This window comes from Enterobacter asburiae (genome assembly GCF_008080435.1).
Taxonomy (GTDB): Bacteria; Pseudomonadota; Gammaproteobacteria; order Enterobacterales; family Enterobacteriaceae; genus Enterobacter; species Enterobacter asburiae_C.
The window spans coordinates 85087-101830 of sequence record NZ_VRKN01000008.1; the positions used below are offsets into that span (position 1 = coordinate 85087).

Annotated in this window: 14 protein-coding genes and 1 pseudogene; 9 read left to right on the forward strand and 6 right to left on the reverse strand. The window is 54.0% G+C overall.

Features of this window, described 5'->3' with window-relative positions; translation table 11 throughout:
* Positions 1-2: 2 nt before the first annotated feature.
* On the reverse strand, positions 3-3350 hold the full coding sequence (gene mscK, locus FU672_RS16125; RefSeq protein ID WP_148244017.1) for a mechanosensitive channel MscK: 3348 nt from the start codon (positions 3348-3350) through the stop codon (positions 3-5).
* Positions 3351-3463: 113 nt separating this feature from the next.
* The gene (gene acrR, locus FU672_RS16130; RefSeq protein WP_148244019.1) at positions 3464-4117 is read right to left on the reverse strand and encodes a multidrug efflux transporter transcriptional repressor AcrR; all 654 of its coding nucleotides are present in this window, start codon (positions 4115-4117) and stop codon (positions 3464-3466) included.
* Positions 4118-4257: 140 nt separating this feature from the next.
* Here acrR and acrA point away from each other — a divergent pair, with 140 nt between their 5' ends.
* The 6 genes from acrA to FU672_RS16160 all read left to right on the forward strand — a co-directional run bounded on the left by acrA (position 4258) and on the right by FU672_RS16160 (position 11095).
* Positions 4258-5451, forward strand: coding sequence for a multidrug efflux RND transporter periplasmic adaptor subunit AcrA (gene acrA / locus FU672_RS16135; protein WP_148244021.1), 1194 nt, complete (start codon positions 4258-4260; stop codon positions 5449-5451).
* 22 nt (positions 5452-5473) lie between these two features.
* Positions 5474-8620 carry a multidrug efflux RND transporter permease subunit AcrB gene (gene acrB, locus FU672_RS16140; protein ID WP_029741964.1) on the forward strand — a complete coding sequence of 1049 codons (3147 nt, stop codon included), beginning with the start codon at positions 5474-5476 and terminating at the stop codon, positions 8618-8620.
* A gap of 511 nt (positions 8621-9131) precedes the next feature.
* Positions 9132-9506 carry an Hha toxicity modulator TomB gene (gene tomB / locus FU672_RS16145; protein ID WP_008499288.1) on the forward strand — a complete coding sequence of 125 codons (375 nt, stop codon included), beginning with the start codon at positions 9132-9134 and terminating at the stop codon, positions 9504-9506.
* A gap of 27 nt (positions 9507-9533) precedes the next feature.
* The gene (gene hha, locus FU672_RS16150) at positions 9534-9752 is read left to right on the forward strand and encodes a hemolysin expression-modulating protein Hha (RefSeq protein WP_148244022.1); all 219 of its coding nucleotides are present in this window, start codon (positions 9534-9536) and stop codon (positions 9750-9752) included.
* Between the two features lie 205 nt (positions 9753-9957).
* Positions 9958-10509 (forward strand): maltose O-acetyltransferase, encoded by a 552-nt coding sequence (gene maa, locus FU672_RS16155; RefSeq protein WP_148244024.1) that lies wholly within the window; start codon positions 9958-9960, stop codon positions 10507-10509.
* A 118-nt stretch (positions 10510-10627) separates the two neighbouring features.
* Positions 10628-11095, forward strand: coding sequence for a YlaC family protein (locus FU672_RS16160; protein ID WP_148244026.1), 468 nt, complete (start codon positions 10628-10630; stop codon positions 11093-11095).
* Here FU672_RS16160 and pdxR read toward each other — a convergent pair.
* Positions 11067-12527 carry a MocR-like pyridoxine biosynthesis transcription factor PdxR gene (pdxR, locus tag FU672_RS16165; protein WP_148244027.1) on the reverse strand — a complete coding sequence of 487 codons (1461 nt, stop codon included), beginning with the start codon at positions 12525-12527 and terminating at the stop codon, positions 11067-11069. The two genes, FU672_RS16160 and pdxR, sit on opposite strands and share 29 nt — an antisense overlap.
* Positions 12528-12628: 101 nt before the next feature.
* Here pdxR and FU672_RS16170 point away from each other — a divergent pair, with 101 nt between their 5' ends.
* Positions 12629-13339 carry a GNAT family N-acetyltransferase gene (locus tag FU672_RS16170; protein WP_148244029.1) on the forward strand — a complete coding sequence of 237 codons (711 nt, stop codon included), beginning with the start codon at positions 12629-12631 and terminating at the stop codon, positions 13337-13339.
* On the opposite strand, the gene ykgO is transcribed toward FU672_RS16170, so the two are convergent.
* Positions 13336-13476 carry a type B 50S ribosomal protein L36 gene (gene ykgO / locus FU672_RS16175; RefSeq protein WP_148244030.1) on the reverse strand — a complete coding sequence of 47 codons (141 nt, stop codon included), beginning with the start codon at positions 13474-13476 and terminating at the stop codon, positions 13336-13338. The genes FU672_RS16170 and ykgO overlap by 4 nt on opposite strands.
* 2 nt (positions 13477-13478) lie before the next feature.
* On the reverse strand, positions 13479-13739 hold the full coding sequence (locus FU672_RS16180) for a type B 50S ribosomal protein L31 (protein ID WP_006176933.1): 261 nt from the start codon (positions 13737-13739) through the stop codon (positions 13479-13481).
* Between the two features lie 219 nt (positions 13740-13958).
* On the opposite strand from FU672_RS16180, the pseudogene pdeB reads away from it, so the two are divergent.
* Positions 13959-15524: pseudogene (pdeB, locus tag FU672_RS16185) on the forward strand (cyclic di-3',5'-guanosine monophosphate phosphodiesterase PdeB).
* Here the strand turns inward: pdeB and FU672_RS16190 are convergent.
* Positions 15517-15789, reverse strand: a complete 273-nt coding sequence (locus FU672_RS16190; RefSeq protein WP_024906840.1) for a metal/formaldehyde-sensitive transcriptional repressor — start codon at positions 15787-15789, stop codon at positions 15517-15519. The pseudogene pdeB and the gene FU672_RS16190 overlap by 8 nt on opposite strands.
* 133 nt (positions 15790-15922) lie before the next feature.
* Between FU672_RS16190 and FU672_RS16195 the strand changes: the two genes are divergently transcribed.
* A complete protein-coding gene (locus tag FU672_RS16195; RefSeq protein ID WP_148244034.1) occupies positions 15923-16735 on the forward strand; it encodes a nickel/cobalt efflux protein RcnA in 813 nt (270 codons plus the stop codon).
* The last annotated feature ends 9 nt before the right edge of the window (positions 16736-16744 follow it).

Genomic DNA, 16744 nt, shown 5'->3' on the forward strand with positions numbered 1-16744 from the left:
GATTAAGCCGGAGTCGGATCGTCACCCTTAATGTCGCGCTTCACTTCCGTATGCTCATCACCTTTCTCGTTACGCAGGTGAACCTCAAGCTGGTTGAAGGCGATATTAATATCGTTTTCACGACACAGACGATCGATAGAACGGTTAAGTTCATCCACCGTGTAGCTGCGGTCACGCAGTTCGCGCACGTATAAACGCAGCTCGTGATCCAGCGTACTCGGCCCAAAGGTGGTGAAGAAGACCGCCGGCGCCGGATCGTGCATCACTTTCGGATGTTCTGACGCCGCCTTCAGCAGCACCTCTTTCACCTTCTCCAGATCCGATCCATAGGCGACGCCCAGGCGGATCACCACGCGCGTCACCGTATCCGAAAGCGACCAGTTGATCAGACGCTCGGTCACGAACGCTTTGTTCGGGATGATCACCTCTTTGCGATCGAAGTCGGTGATGGTGGTGGCACGAATACGGATCTTGCTGACCGTACCGGAGAAGGTGCCGATGGTAACGGTATCGCCGATTCGTACCGGACGTTCGAACAGGATAATCAGGCCGGACACAAAGTTACCGAAGATCTCCTGCAGGCCAAAACCAAGACCGACCGAGAGGGCGGCCGCCAGCCACTGCAGTTTATCCCACGAGACGCCAAGCGAGCCAAAGACCGTCATCGCCCCGACAATAATGATCACGTAGTTGAGGATCGTGGTAATGGCGTAGGACGCCCCCTGGCGAAGATTCAGACGTGACAGGAGCAGCACTTCGAGCAGGCCTGGCAGGTTGCGAATCAACGCCCAGGCCACCACCGACGACACCAGCGCAAACAGCAGGCTGCCCATGGTCACGCTTTTCATGACCGCAGCGCCCGCTTCGGTACCGTTATATTGCCAGAGGGTAATACTGTCGAGATAGGCGAAAACGGTGATGAGATCGGACCAGATGGCCCAGAACATCACGGCAAACAGGGCAATCATCACCAGCATGGTGATACGCAGCGTCTGCTGGTTAACCTGCTCCAGCGCGATGGTCGGCTCTTCCTGTGGCTCCGCGCCTTCGGCCCCCTCTTTCACCTGATGCTGACGACGCGCAATGGCACGGCGATAGGCAATGCGGCGGGCCGCCACGCTCAGGCCGCGCAGCACGGTCTGATAGAGCAGGTTCCAGACGATCACCAGATAGACCGTTTCAATCCAGCGCCCGGACAGGCGCAGTGTGGTATAGAAATAGCCCGTTGCCGTCAGCACCATCAGCGCCAGCGGAATGATCGCCAGCACCGTCACGGTGGCCAGACGAATATTGTGGGACTCTTTATCACGCCAGCTGTCGCGGCACATCGGCCACATCAGGATCGCAATCAGCAGCAGGTTCAGCAGGATAACCAGCTGGCCCAGCACATCATCCATCAGATGCAGCGGGGAAAGCTCAGAGACAACCGACCAGAAATGCAGCGGCAGGAGCGCCAGGCTGATGCGCACAATCTGACGACGCCAGTGGCTGGTCAGCTGTGCAGGCATGTTGAAATGACGCACCGCCACACCGTCTTTTTCCAGCACCTTCCAGCACACGCCAAACACCAGCCAGAACAGCGCCAGTTTTTTACTGAATGCCCACAGCAGATCGCTGACGTTGAGCTGCATGGTGAGCAGAATCAGGCCCACAGCCAGAATAATCAGGCACACCGGCAGGGCGCGAATGAGATCGATCAGAATCGCTTTTGGCGTATGGAGCTGACTATCGTTGCGCAGTTGCCCCACTTCAGAGGCCAGCTTCGCCTGATATCTCTTGAGCCAGCCCAGGCGCCAGCGGATCAGGCCGGCAATCAGCAGCAGCGGTAATCCCGCCAGCAAGGCAATCGTCACCGCAGGCCAGGCTTTCTCCCAGTTTACGGTGATCTTCATGCTCTTAATCTGCGTTTTCAGCGTCTCAGGGAAGGATTTAATCCAGTCCCAGTCCATCGGCTTGTTGCTGTTCACCCAGAAAATCTGCTGGGTCAGGATCTCCTGCAGACTTTTCGAGACGCTCACCAGCTGCTGCTGGTTGATTTGCAGATTAATGGCCATCATCAGCTGGTTACCCAGCTGTTTGTTGAGTTGGTCCAGCAGCTCACGACGCATATCGACGACCTGGAGCAGCGCGTCGTGCACTTCCGGGTTCACGTCGCTGGAATGCCCCTCTTCAACTTTGGCGACAAAGGTATCGCTCTGGAAAAGGGCATCGCGCTGCTGGTTGACGTCAAACTGTTCCAGACGTAAATCCGCGATGCGGTTGGTCATGTCCTCCAGCTCATCGGCGGACGGGAGCGTCTGCTGCTGCTGGTAGAGAATACGCGACAGCAGGAGGCTGCCCTTCAGGACGGCGATCTGCTCTTTGATGTTGCGTTCCGCCTGCAGCGCGCGATCCAGCCAGTTCTTCACTTTGATATTTTGCTGAACCAGCGAATTACCGTTTTCCGTCGCCTGAATCAGGCGCTGGCTGAGCTGATGGTTCGCCTCAAGCTCCTGCTTCACCAGCGGATTCGCCTGAATGCGGGCGGTTTCGTCCGGCGATACGGCCTCCTGAGCGGTTTTTTCCGTCAGGGTCAGGCGCTTGCTGTTTACCGCCTCCTGCAACAGCTGAAGCTGGTGTTCCAGGCGATTAATATTCGCGGTGACGTAATCACGCTGTTTCTGAAGCGTGTCCTGCAGCACCGTATTCCCTTCCAGGCTTTTACGCTGCTGTTCAATCTGCGCATTGAGTAAGGTCTGCTGAACCAGCAGCAGGGTTTGCTGCGTCGGGCGCAGCGTACCTTCCCCTACCGTCGTGCCGTTCAGGCGGTTGCGGATCTGCTGCAACTGCTGAGACGCGGCGTACATCGCGTTTTGCACGCGCTCGGGCTGGGTCTGCAGGGAGACAAGCTGGCTGTTATAGGTCGCGAGGTCGGACTGCGCGGTTTGCAGGTCGTCGAGCAGTTGCGCGACGCGCGACTCCAGCTGGCGTAAAGAGAGCGTCGCGAGCGTCTTGCGCGTTTCGGTATCGTTATCGACGTCGCTCAGGGCATTCAGCAATTCCGTCGCTTTGCGCATGTTTTCAGGGGCCTGCGCCACCTTCTGACGAAGCTGGACGGTTTCTGCTTTGACGCGTTCAATTTTATCCAGCGTTTCCAGCGTTTCCGTCAGATCCTGCTGGATGAGTTTATCCTGAGGAGAGAGCTCTTTTTGTTTGTTCAGCGTGTCGAGCTGCGACTGAACATCGCCGCGCGAGGGAATATCATTGCTGTTATCGGCGCGGGCCCAGGTCAGCGGCGCCGTGGCGAAGAAAAATAGCATCGCAAAGAGCAATGCAAAAACAGGATGTTGCGAGCGATTGATGGGCAGCATAGTTGTGAATGATGTCAGAAGATGACCGAAAATAGTCCGGCGTGAAGAATATCACGCTCGCCGGAAGCAGAATAGCGCGAACGTTATCCTCTGAGATAAATCCTGGAAAGGGATCAGGCCGTTAGCGAGAGCGCGTCGCTGCGCAGCGTGGGGCAGAGCTGTAGCATTTCCAGTAAAATCGCCACGTAGCTGCGGGCTTCCTCTTTGAGGTCAAAGGATTGTGGCGCAAAAAGCCAGTTTTCCATCAGACCTGAAATGTAGCCGCGCATCAGGATAGCCGCCCGGCGGGTCAGGAGAGTGGCCGGTAACAGCTTTGCCTGCATACACAGGTTCAGGTTCTGTTCAATACGGTCATAGCTCTCCAGGCTGAGGCTGCGTTGCGCCTGCTGCACCACCGCCATTTCGCCCACGAACTCGCATTTATGATAAATTATTTCCATCATTAATCTGCGACGTTCTTCAACTACCGTCGCTTCAAGGATATATACTAATATTTCTCTCAATACTGAGAGTGGATCGTCAGGGAATTTTGCCCGATACTCACTCTCGAGATCGCTAATGCTGGACTCTGAAAGCTCCCAGATTTCACCAAACAGATCTGACTTGTCTTTAAAATGCCAGTAAATCGCTCCTCGCGTCACACCGGCAGCCTGAGCAATTTGTGCCAGCGAGGTGGATGAAACACCCTGCTGAGAGAACAAACGTATTGCCACATCCAGTATGTGTTGTCGGGTTTCCAGCGCTTGTTGTTTAGTTTTTCGTGCCATAGGTGGGTGAATTTACAGGAGTCAGATTTACATACATTTATGAATGTATGTACCATAGCATGACGATAATATAAACGCAGCAATGGGTTTTAGACTCAGGACCCTTGATCAATTTGAAATCGGACACTCGAGGTTTACATATGAACAAAAACAGAGGGTTAACGCCTCTGGCGGTCGTTCTGATGCTCTCAGGCAGCTTAGCGCTTACAGGATGTGACGACAAACCAGCTCAACAAGGAGCTCAGCAGGCGCCAGAAGTAGGCGTCGTGACGCTCAAATCTGAACCTCTACAAATCACCACCGAATTACCAGGCCGTACAAATGCTTACCGCATTGCGGAAGTGCGTCCTCAGGTTAGCGGCATTATCCTGAAACGTAACTTCACCGAAGGTGGTGATGTGAAAGCCGGTGAGTCTCTGTATCAGATTGATCCAGCAACCTATCAGGCCTCTTATGAAAGCGCGAAAGGCGACCTGGCGAAAGCACAAGCCGCAGCCAAAATCGCCCAGTTGACGGTGAACCGTTACCAAAAACTGCTCGGCACTAAGTACATCAGCCAACAGGATTACGATACCGCCCTGGCAGATGCACAGCAGGCTAACGCGGCCGTGGTGGCAGCCAAAGCGGCTGTCGAAACCGCGCGCATTAACCTGGCCTATACCAAAGTGACCTCCCCTATCAGCGGTCGTATTGGTAAGTCTTCCGTCACGGAAGGGGCACTGGTGCAGAACGGTCAAACCACTGCGCTGGCGACCGTGCAGCAGCTCGATCCGATCTACGTTGACGTGACGCAGTCCAGCAACGATTTCCTGCGCCTGAAACAGGAGCTGGCTAACGGCACCCTGAAACAGGAAAACGGCAAAGCCAAAGTGGAGCTGATTACCAACGACGGTATCAAGTTCCCGCAGGAAGGTACGCTGGAATTCTCTGACGTGACGGTCGACCAGACTACCGGTTCCATCACCTTACGTGCGATTTTCCCGAACCCTGACAAGAATCTGCTGCCAGGTATGTTCGTTCGCGCGCGTCTGGAAGAAGGAACGAATCCAACCGCACTTCTGGTTCCACAGCAGGGTGTGACCCGTACGCCACGCGGCGATGCGAGTGCACTGGTTGTTGGGGCTGATGACAAAGTCGAAACGCGCAATATCACCGCCACCCAGGCGATTGGCGATAAATGGCTGGTGACGGAAGGTCTGAAAGATGGCGATCGCGTGATTGTTACTGGTTTGCAAAAAGTTCGTCCTGGCGCGCAGGTTAAAGCACAGGAAGTGAAATCTGACGATAAACAACAAGCTTCGGCCGCTGGCCAGTCAGAACAAACCAAGTCTTAACTTAAACAGGAGCCGTTAAGACATGCCTAATTTCTTTATCGATCGCCCCATATTTGCGTGGGTGATCGCCATTATCATCATGCTGGCCGGGGGACTTGCGATCCTGAAGCTGCCTGTTGCGCAATATCCAACGATTGCGCCACCGGCGGTGACAATTTCCGCAACCTACCCGGGGGCTGATGCGAAAACGGTGCAGGACACCGTCACCCAGGTTATCGAACAGAACATGAACGGTATCGATAACCTGATGTACATGTCCTCAAACAGTGACTCCACCGGTACAGTTCAGATCACCCTGACCTTCCAGTCAGGTACGGATGCTGACATTGCGCAGGTTCAGGTGCAGAACAAACTGCAGCTGGCGATGCCACTGCTGCCGCAGGAAGTACAACAGCAGGGTGTGAGCGTCGAGAAATCGTCCAGTAGCTTCCTGATGGTTGTCGGCGTTATCAACACCAACGGCACCATGACGCAGGAGGATATTTCCGACTACGTGGGCGCCAACATGAAGGACGCGATTAGTCGTACTTCCGGTGTGGGTGACGTGCAGCTGTTCGGTTCCCAGTACGCGATGCGTATCTGGATGGACCCGAACAAGCTGAACAACTTCCAGCTGACGCCGGTTGATGTGATCAGCGCGATTAAAGCGCAGAACGCCCAGGTAGCGGCCGGTCAGTTAGGCGGTACACCGCCGGTGAAAGGCCAGCAGCTTAACGCCTCGATCATCGCGCAGACCCGTCTGACCTCTGCCGATGAGTTCAGCAAAATTCTGCTGAAAGTGAATCAGGACGGTTCGCAGGTTCGCCTGCGCGACGTGGCGAAAGTTGAGCTGGGCGGTGAGAACTACGACATCATTGCGAAGTTTAACGGTAAACCGGCTTCCGGTCTGGGTATTAAACTGGCGACAGGCGCTAACGCCCTGGACACCGCCACGGCGATCCGCGCAGAGCTGAAGAAGATGGAACCGTTCTTCCCGTCAGGTCTGAAAATCGTTTACCCGTACGACACCACGCCGTTCGTAAAAATCTCGATTCACGAAGTGGTTAAGACGCTGGTTGAGGCGATCATCCTGGTCTTCCTGGTGATGTACCTGTTCCTGCAAAACTTCCGCGCGACGCTTATCCCAACGATTGCCGTGCCGGTTGTTCTGCTCGGGACCTTTGCGATCCTGTCGATATTTGGCTACTCGATAAACACCCTGACGATGTTCGGGATGGTGCTCGCCATCGGCCTGCTGGTGGATGACGCCATCGTCGTGGTCGAGAACGTCGAGCGTGTGATGGCGGAGGAAGGTCTGCCGCCGAAGGAAGCTACCCGTAAATCCATGGGCCAGATCCAGGGTGCACTGGTCGGTATCGCGATGGTGCTGTCTGCGGTATTTATCCCGATGGCCTTCTTCGGGGGCTCTACTGGTGCGATTTACCGTCAGTTCTCCATTACCATCGTTTCCGCGATGGCGTTGTCGGTACTGGTGGCGTTGATCCTGACGCCTGCCCTGTGTGCCACCATGCTGAAGCCGATTCAGAAAGGCGGTCACGGCGAGCATAAAGGGTTCTTCGGCTGGTTTAACCGCATGTTTGATAAGAGCACGCACCACTACACCGACAGCGTGGGTAACATCCTGCGCAGCACCGGTCGTTACCTGCTGCTCTATATCATCATCGTGGTGGGCATGGCTTTCCTGTTCGTTCGTCTGCCAAGCTCGTTCCTGCCAGATGAAGACCAGGGCGTGTTCCTGACGATGGCACAGCTTCCGGCGGGTGCCTCGCAAGAGCGTACCCAGAAAGTGCTGGATGAAGTGACGGACTACTATCTCACCAAAGAGAAAGACAACGTTGAGTCCGTGTTTGCGGTCAACGGCTTTGGCTTTGCGGGTCGTGGTCAGAACACCGGTATTGCCTTCGTTTCTCTGAAAGACTGGTCTGAACGTCCGGGCGAAAAGAACAAGGTTGAAGCCATCACCGGCCGTGCAATGGGCACCTTCTCGCAGATTAAAGATGCGATGGTCTTCGCCTTTAACCTGCCAGCGATTGTTGAACTGGGTACCGCGACCGGCTTCGACTTCCAGCTGATTGACCAGGGCGGTCTGGGTCACGAAAAACTGACGCAGGCGCGTAACCAGCTGTTTGGCGAAGTGGCTAAGCACCCTGACCTGCTGGTCGGCGTGCGTCCAAACGGCCTGGAAGATACGCCGCAGTACAAAATCGATATCGATCAGGAGAAAGCCCAGGCGCTGGGCGTATCCATCAGTGACATCAACACCACGCTGGGCGCAGCCTGGGGCGGTAGCTACGTTAACGACTTCATCGACCGCGGTCGTGTGAAGAAAGTGTACGTGATGTCAGAGGCGCAGTACCGTATGTTGCCAAACGATATCAACAGCTGGTTCGTGCGCGGCAGCAATGGTCAGATGGTACCGTTCTCGGCGTTCTCAACGTCACGCTGGGAATACGGTTCACCGCGTCTGGAACGCTATAACGGTCTGCCATCAATGGAGATCCTGGGTCAGGCCGCTCCGGGCCGAAGCACCGGTGAAGCCATGAACCTGATGGAAGAGCTGGCAAGCAAACTGCCTGCGGGTATCGGCTATGACTGGACCGGTATGTCCTATCAGGAACGTCTGTCCGGTAACCAGGCCCCTGCTCTGTACGCCATTTCACTGATTGTGGTGTTCCTGTGTCTGGCGGCACTGTACGAGAGCTGGTCGATTCCGTTCTCCGTTATGCTGGTGGTGCCACTCGGGGTTATCGGTGCGCTGCTTGCGGCAACGTTCCGTGGACTGACCAACGACGTTTACTTCCAGGTAGGCCTGCTGACAACCATTGGCTTGTCGGCGAAGAACGCGATACTTATCGTTGAATTCGCCAAAGATCTGATGGAGAAAGAAGGCAAAGGTCTTATTGAGGCGACGCTTGAGGCGGTTCGTATGCGTCTGCGCCCAATACTGATGACGTCACTGGCGTTTATCCTCGGCGTACTGCCGCTGGTTATCAGCTCCGGTGCGGGCTCCGGCGCGCAGAACGCAGTAGGTACAGGTGTGATGGGCGGTATGGTTACCGCGACCGTACTGGCTATCTTCTTCGTACCGGTGTTCTTCGTGGTGGTTCGCCGCCGCTTTAGCCGAAAGAACGAAGATGTTGAACACAGTCATTCGGTAGAACCTCACTGATACCGGTTTCACATGATAAAAAGGCCGCATTAGCGGCCTTTTTCATTTTCAGAAAAAATCATAAATTACGCTTATTGTGGTTCTATTTATTTTCTGCCATCTTAATTAGACATATCATAATTAACTGATAACTTAATCGGTGAATTCAGGATTTTTTTAATTTCATTTCCCCGCTTAAGTTATTAGGAGTATTCCTAATAAGAAGTTCTTACAAAGAGAAGTCTGAATCTGAACTTTTCTCATCATTTTTGCTAAGCCAATGAAACGTAAGGAAGCGATAAAACACCGCCGTTAATTTGGATAAAAAAGTTGAATCCAGGATGACCATTTGCGTACATGCTCGCATGTCTGCGGTTTTATTTGTAATTTTTCGTAATAGCGCGGTGAAATCCAGGAAGGAGTGGCTTATAGTTAGGTTATCAGGAACACAGCACTCATGTAGCTAAGTCAGTTGTATCCATCCCGACAATGATGTTCGGTGAGTAAGAAATCACTCAGAAGGGGATGCGCTATGGACGAGTACTCGCCAAAAAGGCATGATATCGCGCAGTTGAAATTTCTCTGCGAATCCTTGTACCATGACTGCCTTGCCAATCTTGATGAAAGCAACCATGGCTGGGTAAACGACCCAACGTCTGCCATCAATTTACAGTTGAATGAGCTGATAGAGCATATCGCAACCTTCGCACTTAATTATAAAATTAAGTACAATGAAGATAATAAGCTCATTGAGCAAATTGATGAATACCTGGACGACACCTTTATGTTGTTCAGCAGTTACGGCATTAACGCCCAGGATTTGCAAAAATGGCGTAAATCGGGAAACCGGCTATTCCGTTGTTTCGTCAACGTGAGCAGAGCTAACCCGGTTAGTCTTTCCTGTTAAAATTATTACAATTACTAAGGTGAATTTATGTCTGATAAACCACTCACAAAGTTCGATTATTTGATGCGCTTACGACGTTGTCAGTCAATTGACACGCTTGAGCGCGTCATTGAAAAGAATAAATACGAGCTTTCTGATAATGAACTGGCGGTATTTTATTCAGCTGCTGACCATCGTCTTGCTGAGCTGACAATGAATAAACTGTATGACAAAATCCCTACTTCTGTGTGGAAATTTGTCCGTTAATTTTTGAAGGGTGTCTGTAGAGTTCTACGCCACGTTCTCGGTTTTTACCTATCCCGTTATGCTCCCTGCGCCCAGGCCAGGTCTCCGTGTAAAACGTGTTCATCAGCAGCAATGTTGTGACGCCAGTCACACCGGCTTTTCGGGAACGTTCCCCTCCTGGCCTGTTCCGATTACCCTGCGGTAATAACATCCAGCGAGGTTTCCAATGAGCTTAGAAAAACAGAAAATGATTGCCGGTGAACATTACCGCCCCGGCGATGAGACGTTACGGGCCGACCGACTACGGGCCCGCCATCTGGTATATCGCTATAACCATACCGCGCCTGATGATAAAACAGAACGCCAGAAAATTCTGGCGGAACTTCTGGGGAAAAGCGAAGGGGCTTATATAGAGCCGAGCTTCCGCTGCGACTATGGATATAACATTTATCTGGGCAAAAACTTTTACGCTAACTTCGACTGCGTGATGCTGGATGTCTGCCCTGTTTATATTGGCGATAACTGTATGCTCGCGCCGGGTGTCCATATTTATACGGCAACTCACCCACTGGACGCAGAGGAACGGAATAGCGGCGTGGAGTTTGGAAAACCCGTCAGCATTGGAAATAATGTCTGGATTGGTGGCCGGGCGGTCATTAACCCTGGCGTTACCATTGGTGATAATGTGGTGGTGGCCTCCGGTACCGTCGTGACGAAAGACGTCCCGGCTAACGTCGTCGTTGGCGGCAACCCGGCAAAAATCATCAAAACGCTGTGAGGTTCCGGGGGAGTCAACTGTTATGGTCTTTTAGCGCCAGACTGTTACTTTTTTCAGCCTGATGGCTCCCCTAAAATTGGCAGACACCCTGTATTGTCAACTCTCATGAAGGCAAATAATGACCGAGATACAGCGCCTGCTTACCGCCACCATCGACGATCTTAACCTCCGCGAAAAGCGCGACAATCGCCCGCGCTTTAGCATTAGCTTTATTCGCAAACATCCTGGACTGTTTGTCGCCATGTATGCCGCCTGGCTGGCGACGCTTATTGTGATGCTGAAATCCGAAACGCTGGTGGACTCCGTCTGGCTGCTGGTTGTACTGTTTGTCGTCTTCAACGCCTTTTTCTTTTTCGACGTGAATCCGCGCTACCGTTACGAAGATATCGACGTACTCGATTTCCGGGTCTGCTACAACGGCGAATGGTACAACACGCGTTACGTACCAGGGGAGCTGATCGACAGCATCATGCACTCTCCGGCAGTTGAAGCCGGGCAAAAAGAGAAGCTGCAGAAAATGGTCTCCACCAAAGGTCAGCTCTCTTTCTATGATGTCTTTACCCTTTCCCGCCCTGCTGCCGCGTAATTAACGCCTGCAGGCGTCGGATCCCCGGCGCAAACTGAGAAGCAGAGGTATTGCCGTAACCTAAAACCAGACCGGTTTGCCCCTGCTTCGCCTCCAGGTAGTACCCGCTGAGTGCAGCGGGTGCCAGCTGAAACGCTCTCGCCTGCTCCACCAGCCTCTGGTCGTCAATATCGTCTATCGCCAGCGTCAGATGCATCCCGCCTTCGCCAGCCAGAATGCGATGCGGAGAATGAAGCTCTGCGCCCAGCACCTCCCGCAGCTGGCGGTAACGTTTACGGTAGAGCCGACGCATGGCGGCAAGATGGCGGGCGTAATGACCTTCCTCAATGAACAGCGCCAGGGTGCGCTGTTCCGCACGGTGCCCACCGCGCAACAGCGAGCCGATGGCTGGACGAGCCGCTTTCGCCAGCGCTGGCGGCAGCACCATGAACCCCATTCGGAGCGACGGAAAAAGCGTTTTACTGAACGTCCCCAGATAGACAACGGGTGCGTTAGCGACCATTCCCAGCATGGCCGGCACCGGCTCACCGGTATAGCGGAACTCGCTGTCGTAGTCGTCCTCAATAATCCAGGCGTTATTCTGTCTGGCCAGCTCCAGCAACGCCAGCCGTCGCCGCGCGCTGAGCACGCTCCCGTAAGGATACTGATGCGAAGGAGAGGTAAAAATCAGCGAGGGAGAAGGCGCATCTAACCCTTCCCAGCACATACCCTCGTCATCAACCGGTATCCCCGTCATTGCCAGGCCGGTTTTAACAAACGCGCTCTTTGCCCCGCTATAGCCAGGGTTTTCCACCCAGGCGACATCGCCTGGCTCACTCAACAGCATCGTGCTCAGGTTAACGCCCTCAAGCGCCCCTTCCGTTATCACTATCTGGCTGGCGTCGCAGACAATACCGCGGGACAGGGCGAGATGCCGGGCAATCGCGGCCCTCAGCGACGGCTCCCCGGCCGGGTCGCCATACCCTAACAGAGCATTTCCTTCCTCCCGCATCACGCGGTCGTACAATCGCCGCCACAGCGGCAGAGGAAAATAGTTGATGGCCGGCGTGCCTGGGGTAAACGCCAGAACCGGCGTGTCCCGAATCACCTGCGCAGGCAGCATGCCGACCCGTTTTGCAAGCGTGATGGCAGGGTCCGGCAATGTCCGGGTGACAGAACGGTGAGCTAACTGAGCCACCCGCGTTCCCTGGCGATTACGCTGCAAATACCCTTCGAGGGTGAGCTGGTCCAGCGCCGCATTGACGGTATTCCGGGAAAGGGAGAGCTGCCGGGCAAGCGTTCGCGAACCGGAAAGCTGGCTGCCGGATCGTAGCCTTCCGCACAGTATGGCTTCCCGCAAAGCAAGGTAGAGCGCGCGCTGGAGCGTCTCTTCCCCGCGAGTTTTCAGGGCTGCATTGAGCAAGGTATAAAATTCATCACCCGGTATATTCATCTCGCCTCCTCGTGGCACCATCAAAACATAGCGCAGTGGTTCTTTTTAAGGAACCAGCAATTCACTAGTCTGAAGCTCTTTTCAACGTCACGGAAATTAAGATGAAGACATTCAATCAGTTCGGACAGCCGGTGGGCGAAGCGCTTACCGACTGGCAACCCCGTCAGCACCCGTCCCGGGTGGTCCTTCAGGGTCACTATTGTCGGCTTGAGCCGCTGCGCGTGGAGCATGCCCACGCGCTGTTCTCTGCGTATTCCCTGGCCGAAGATACCCGCAGCTGGACGTGGCTACTGCGTGAACCCGATGCCACCGCAGAGGAATTTGCCGAATGGGTGGCGAGCGTAAGTGAATTATCCGATCCCATCCACTTTACCGTTATGGATAACCAGACCCAGTCTCCTGTCGGGACGCTGTCCCTGATGCGGATCGATCCTAAAAACGGGGTCGTGGAAGTGGGGCACGTTCACTTCTCTCCTCTTTTAAGCCGTACGCCAATGTCGACAGAAGCGCAGTATCTGCTGATGCGATACGTGTTCGATACCCTGGGGTACCGGCGTTATGAATGGAAGTGTAATAGTCTGAACGAGCCTTCCCGTAAAGCGGCACTGCGTCTGGGCTTTCAGTTTGAGGGGCGCTTTCGCCAGGCGCTGGTCATAAAAGGCCACAACCGGGATACCGACTGGTTTTCGATTCTCGATAAAGAGTGGCCGGCACTGGCAAGCGCCTTTGAAAGCTGGCTTGCCACCGACAATTTCACTGCCGATGGCAAACAGAGAAGATCCCTGGAAAGCTGGCGAGAAACGCGCGTCTAGCGTCTTTTTTTACGTCCCTGAACCGCCTTAAAGCGCGGATTGGATTTGCAAATCACGTATAAGCGTCCCTTGCGTTTGACTATCTGGCAATCCGGGTGACGCTGCTTTGCACTGCGTAATGAGTTAAGTACGTGCATGGTTAACCCCGCTTCGCATTGAGAAAACCGCCAAAACGCTTGCGGAAGCGCGCTGCACTGCCGTCCGTGGAGAATGTCTTCTGCTTACCGGTATAAAACGGATGCGATTTTGAAGAAACCTCGATGGTGATGTACGGATACGTTTCACCGTCGAGTTCAATTTCGCGGTCGGTCTTAATGGTTGAGCCAACCTTGAAGTATTCATTAGCGCTGGTGTCGTGGAATACCACAGTGCGATAGGCAGGGTGGATATTTGGTTTCATCGTAAGTCCTTTATGTTTTGTTATAACATAACAAAATAATATCCAGGCCAGGTTGAAAAAACAACCCCTCTCTTCTGACGATATTTGCTGGTTTGTCTTAGATAAAATGAAAACCACGCCACCCACGTGCTATAACTATATCATTTCGCGGTAAAATCTTTCTCTTCAGGCAGGGAACTCAGCGCCCAGGAACGGGTATACGAGGAAGGACACGACAGCATGAAAGCCCGACATCTGGTCAGTCTTGTGACTGGCGTACTTATCTTTTCTGTGCTGGTCCCCATTTGCCTGAGCATCTGGCTGGCCCATCGCCAGGCGGAAGATAAATTTGTCGATGCGCTGGAAAACTATGCCTCACGCGTGCAGGTACGAACCGACAGAGTTGTGGAGCAGGCAAAAGAAGCGCTCAATCACCTGCAGGCCTTTGAGGGGGTGCCGTGTAGCCCTCTGCAGTTAAGAGAGATGCGCCGGGTCGCTTTCTCGTGGCGATATGTCCAGGAAGTGATTTATATCGACAACCTTCAACCGCTCTGCTCCTCCCTGGAGCAAACCAGCCATGCCTCCCCTTTTCCCCCTCCGATGCGTATTACCAAAGATGGTTACAGTGCCTGGCTGACCACGCAAAATGATCTTGGGTTTCACCACTACATGGCCGTGCTGGGAAAAGGTCATTACCTTGTCATGGTCGATCCAGCCTCACTTGTAGATGTAATCCCTTTCGGTGAGATAGCGATTGATGCCGCCCTGGTAGGAAATACAACACGCCGCATATTCGCCAGCAGCAATACGCTCGACCCGCATATCCGTGACATGATTAAGGGTCAGGGTGTGACCAGCGTACAGTACAACGGTTCAATGTACGTCATGAAGCCGCTTCCTGAGCTTGGGTTTACCGTCGTCGCATGGGCGACACTCAAACCGCTGGCTGAAACCTGGCACCGGCAACTGCTTTTATGGCTTCCCTTTGGCATACTGATGAGCCTGCTTGCCGCGCTCTTTGTCCTGCGGATACTGCGCCGTATCCAGTCTCCACGTAATCGCCTGCTGGACGCCATTAACAGCCGCGATTTTGTGGTTCACTATCAACCCATCGTGGCGCTGTGTAGCGGAAAAATTGTGGGCGCAGAAGCGCTGACGCGCTGGCCCCAGCCGGACGGAAGCAGCCTCTCGCCTGATATTTTTGTCCCCCTTGCCGAGCAAACGGGGCTCATCTCGCAGCTGACACAGCTCGTCATCGAAAAGGTGTTTGAAGATATGGGCCACTGGCTGCAACACCATCCGGATCAGCATATCTCCATTAACCTCGCGCCTGCCGATTTAACCTCCGGCATCCTGCCGCCTCTGCTGAGTCAGCTCCTGAATAAGTGGCAAATCCATCCCCGACAAATCGCCCTTGAGCTCACCGAGCGCGGCTTTGCCGATCCCAAAATTAGCGCACCGGCTATCGCCGCATTCCGTCGTTCGGGTCACCCTGTCTATATTGATGATTTTGGTACCGGCTATTCCAGCCTGAGCTATCTGCAGGATCTGGACGTCGACACGCTAAAAATTGATAAGTCGTTCGTGGATGCGCTGGAATATAAAAACGTGACGCCACACATCATTGAAATAGCGAAGTCGCTGAAGCTGGCGATGGTGGCGGAGGGGGTCGAGACCGCAGGGCAGCTCGCCTGGCTGCACCGGCACGGCGTGCAGTACGGGCAGGGGTAGTACTACAGCAAGGCACTGCCAAAAACGGAATTTATTCTATGGGCAGAAAATAACCTCGGCATGCATTCTACTTAAGATAGGATTTGATCACCTGCAACACCACGCCAAGATCGGCTTCACGCTGCGCTTCTTCAGGCTCTTTCACCACATGATCGGTTAAATGCCCTTCGATCACCTGCATCATCATGCCATTGACCGCCCCGCGGATCGCCGCCAGCTGCTGTAACACCTCGGCACATTCGTGATCGCTGTTGAGCATTTTTTCCAGAGCATTACTCTGCCCCTGAATTTTCTTCAGGCGAGTCAGTAACATCTTCTTATCTCGAACGGTATGTGACATCTCTGTATCCCTCATTTTTGGCTTTCAAAGCATATCACGCTCTACTCCCCCTGAGTATTTTTCTACTGGGGGGTAGTATTAAACTACTGGGGGGGAGTAGTATCTCCGCACGCTTTCCACTCCGGAATTTCCCATGACCGATTTTGCTTCACTTCTTCAGCAGGGCAATGCCTGGCTGTTTGTTCCCAGCGCTATCCTGCTCGGTGCGCTACATGGCCTGGAACCGGGCCACTCAAAAACAATGATGGCCGCCTTTATCGTGGCCATCCGCGGCACGCTTAAACAGGCGGTATTGCTCGGCCTGGCAGCAACGCTCTCCCATACGGCGGTGGTCTGGTTCGTTGCCATGGCGGGATTATGGTTTGGTCGGGGCTGGGATGCGCATACGTCCGAGCCCTGGTTCCAGCTGATCTCCGGGGGGTTGATCGTTGCGATCGCCCTGTGGATGGCGTGGCGAACCTGGAAAGAGAGCCAGCCGCACGATCATCATCATCACGACCATGATCACCACCATGACCATCATCATGATCATCACCACCACGAACACACGCTGATTGAAGAAGAGTGGCAGGACGCCCACCAGCGCGCGCACGCGCAGGATATTAACCGGCGCTTCAGCGGTCAAAATGTCACCACCGGGCAGATCGTGATGTTTGGCCTGACCGGCGGGCTTATTCCCTGCCCGGCGTCAATTACCGTTCTGCTGATCTGCCTGCAGCTGAAGCATTTCGCCCTCGGCGCGACGCTGGTATTCAGCTTCAGTATTGGTCTGGCGTTAACGCTGGTCGCTTCCGGCGCGATTGCCGCCTTAAGCCTCAAGCATGCGACAAAACGCTGGCCCGGATTTAGCGAATTCTCCCGCAAAGCACCGTGGATCTCCGCTGCGTTGATTACCGTGGTAGGGATTTACATGAGCCTGCATGGCCTGAACGGCATTCTGGCGTAAGCCTGCGGC

Coding starts and splice junctions, on each gene's coding strand:
- mscK (WP_148244017.1), bottom strand. CDS start 3,350: ATGCTGCCCATCAATCGCTCGCAACATCCTGTTTTTGCATTGCTCTTT.
- acrR (WP_148244019.1), bottom strand. CDS start 4,117: ATGGCACGAAAAACTAAACAACAAGCGCTGGAAACCCGACAACACATA.
- acrA (WP_148244021.1), top strand. CDS start 4,258: ATGAACAAAAACAGAGGGTTAACGCCTCTGGCGGTCGTTCTGATGCTC.
- acrB (WP_029741964.1), top strand. CDS start 5,474: ATGCCTAATTTCTTTATCGATCGCCCCATATTTGCGTGGGTGATCGCC.
- tomB (WP_008499288.1), top strand. CDS start 9,132: ATGGACGAGTACTCGCCAAAAAGGCATGATATCGCGCAGTTGAAATTT.
- hha (WP_148244022.1), top strand. CDS start 9,534: ATGTCTGATAAACCACTCACAAAGTTCGATTATTTGATGCGCTTACGA.
- maa (WP_148244024.1), top strand. CDS start 9,958: ATGAGCTTAGAAAAACAGAAAATGATTGCCGGTGAACATTACCGCCCC.
- FU672_RS16160 (WP_148244026.1), top strand. CDS start 10,628: ATGACCGAGATACAGCGCCTGCTTACCGCCACCATCGACGATCTTAAC.
- pdxR (WP_148244027.1), bottom strand. CDS start 12,527: ATGAATATACCGGGTGATGAATTTTATACCTTGCTCAATGCAGCCCTG.
- FU672_RS16170 (WP_148244029.1), top strand. CDS start 12,629: ATGAAGACATTCAATCAGTTCGGACAGCCGGTGGGCGAAGCGCTTACC.
- ykgO (WP_148244030.1), bottom strand. CDS start 13,476: ATGCACGTACTTAACTCATTACGCAGTGCAAAGCAGCGTCACCCGGAT.
- FU672_RS16180 (WP_006176933.1), bottom strand. CDS start 13,739: ATGAAACCAAATATCCACCCTGCCTATCGCACTGTGGTATTCCACGAC.
- FU672_RS16190 (WP_024906840.1), bottom strand. CDS start 15,789: ATGTCACATACCGTTCGAGATAAGAAGATGTTACTGACTCGCCTGAAG.
- FU672_RS16195 (WP_148244034.1), top strand. CDS start 15,923: ATGACCGATTTTGCTTCACTTCTTCAGCAGGGCAATGCCTGGCTGTTT.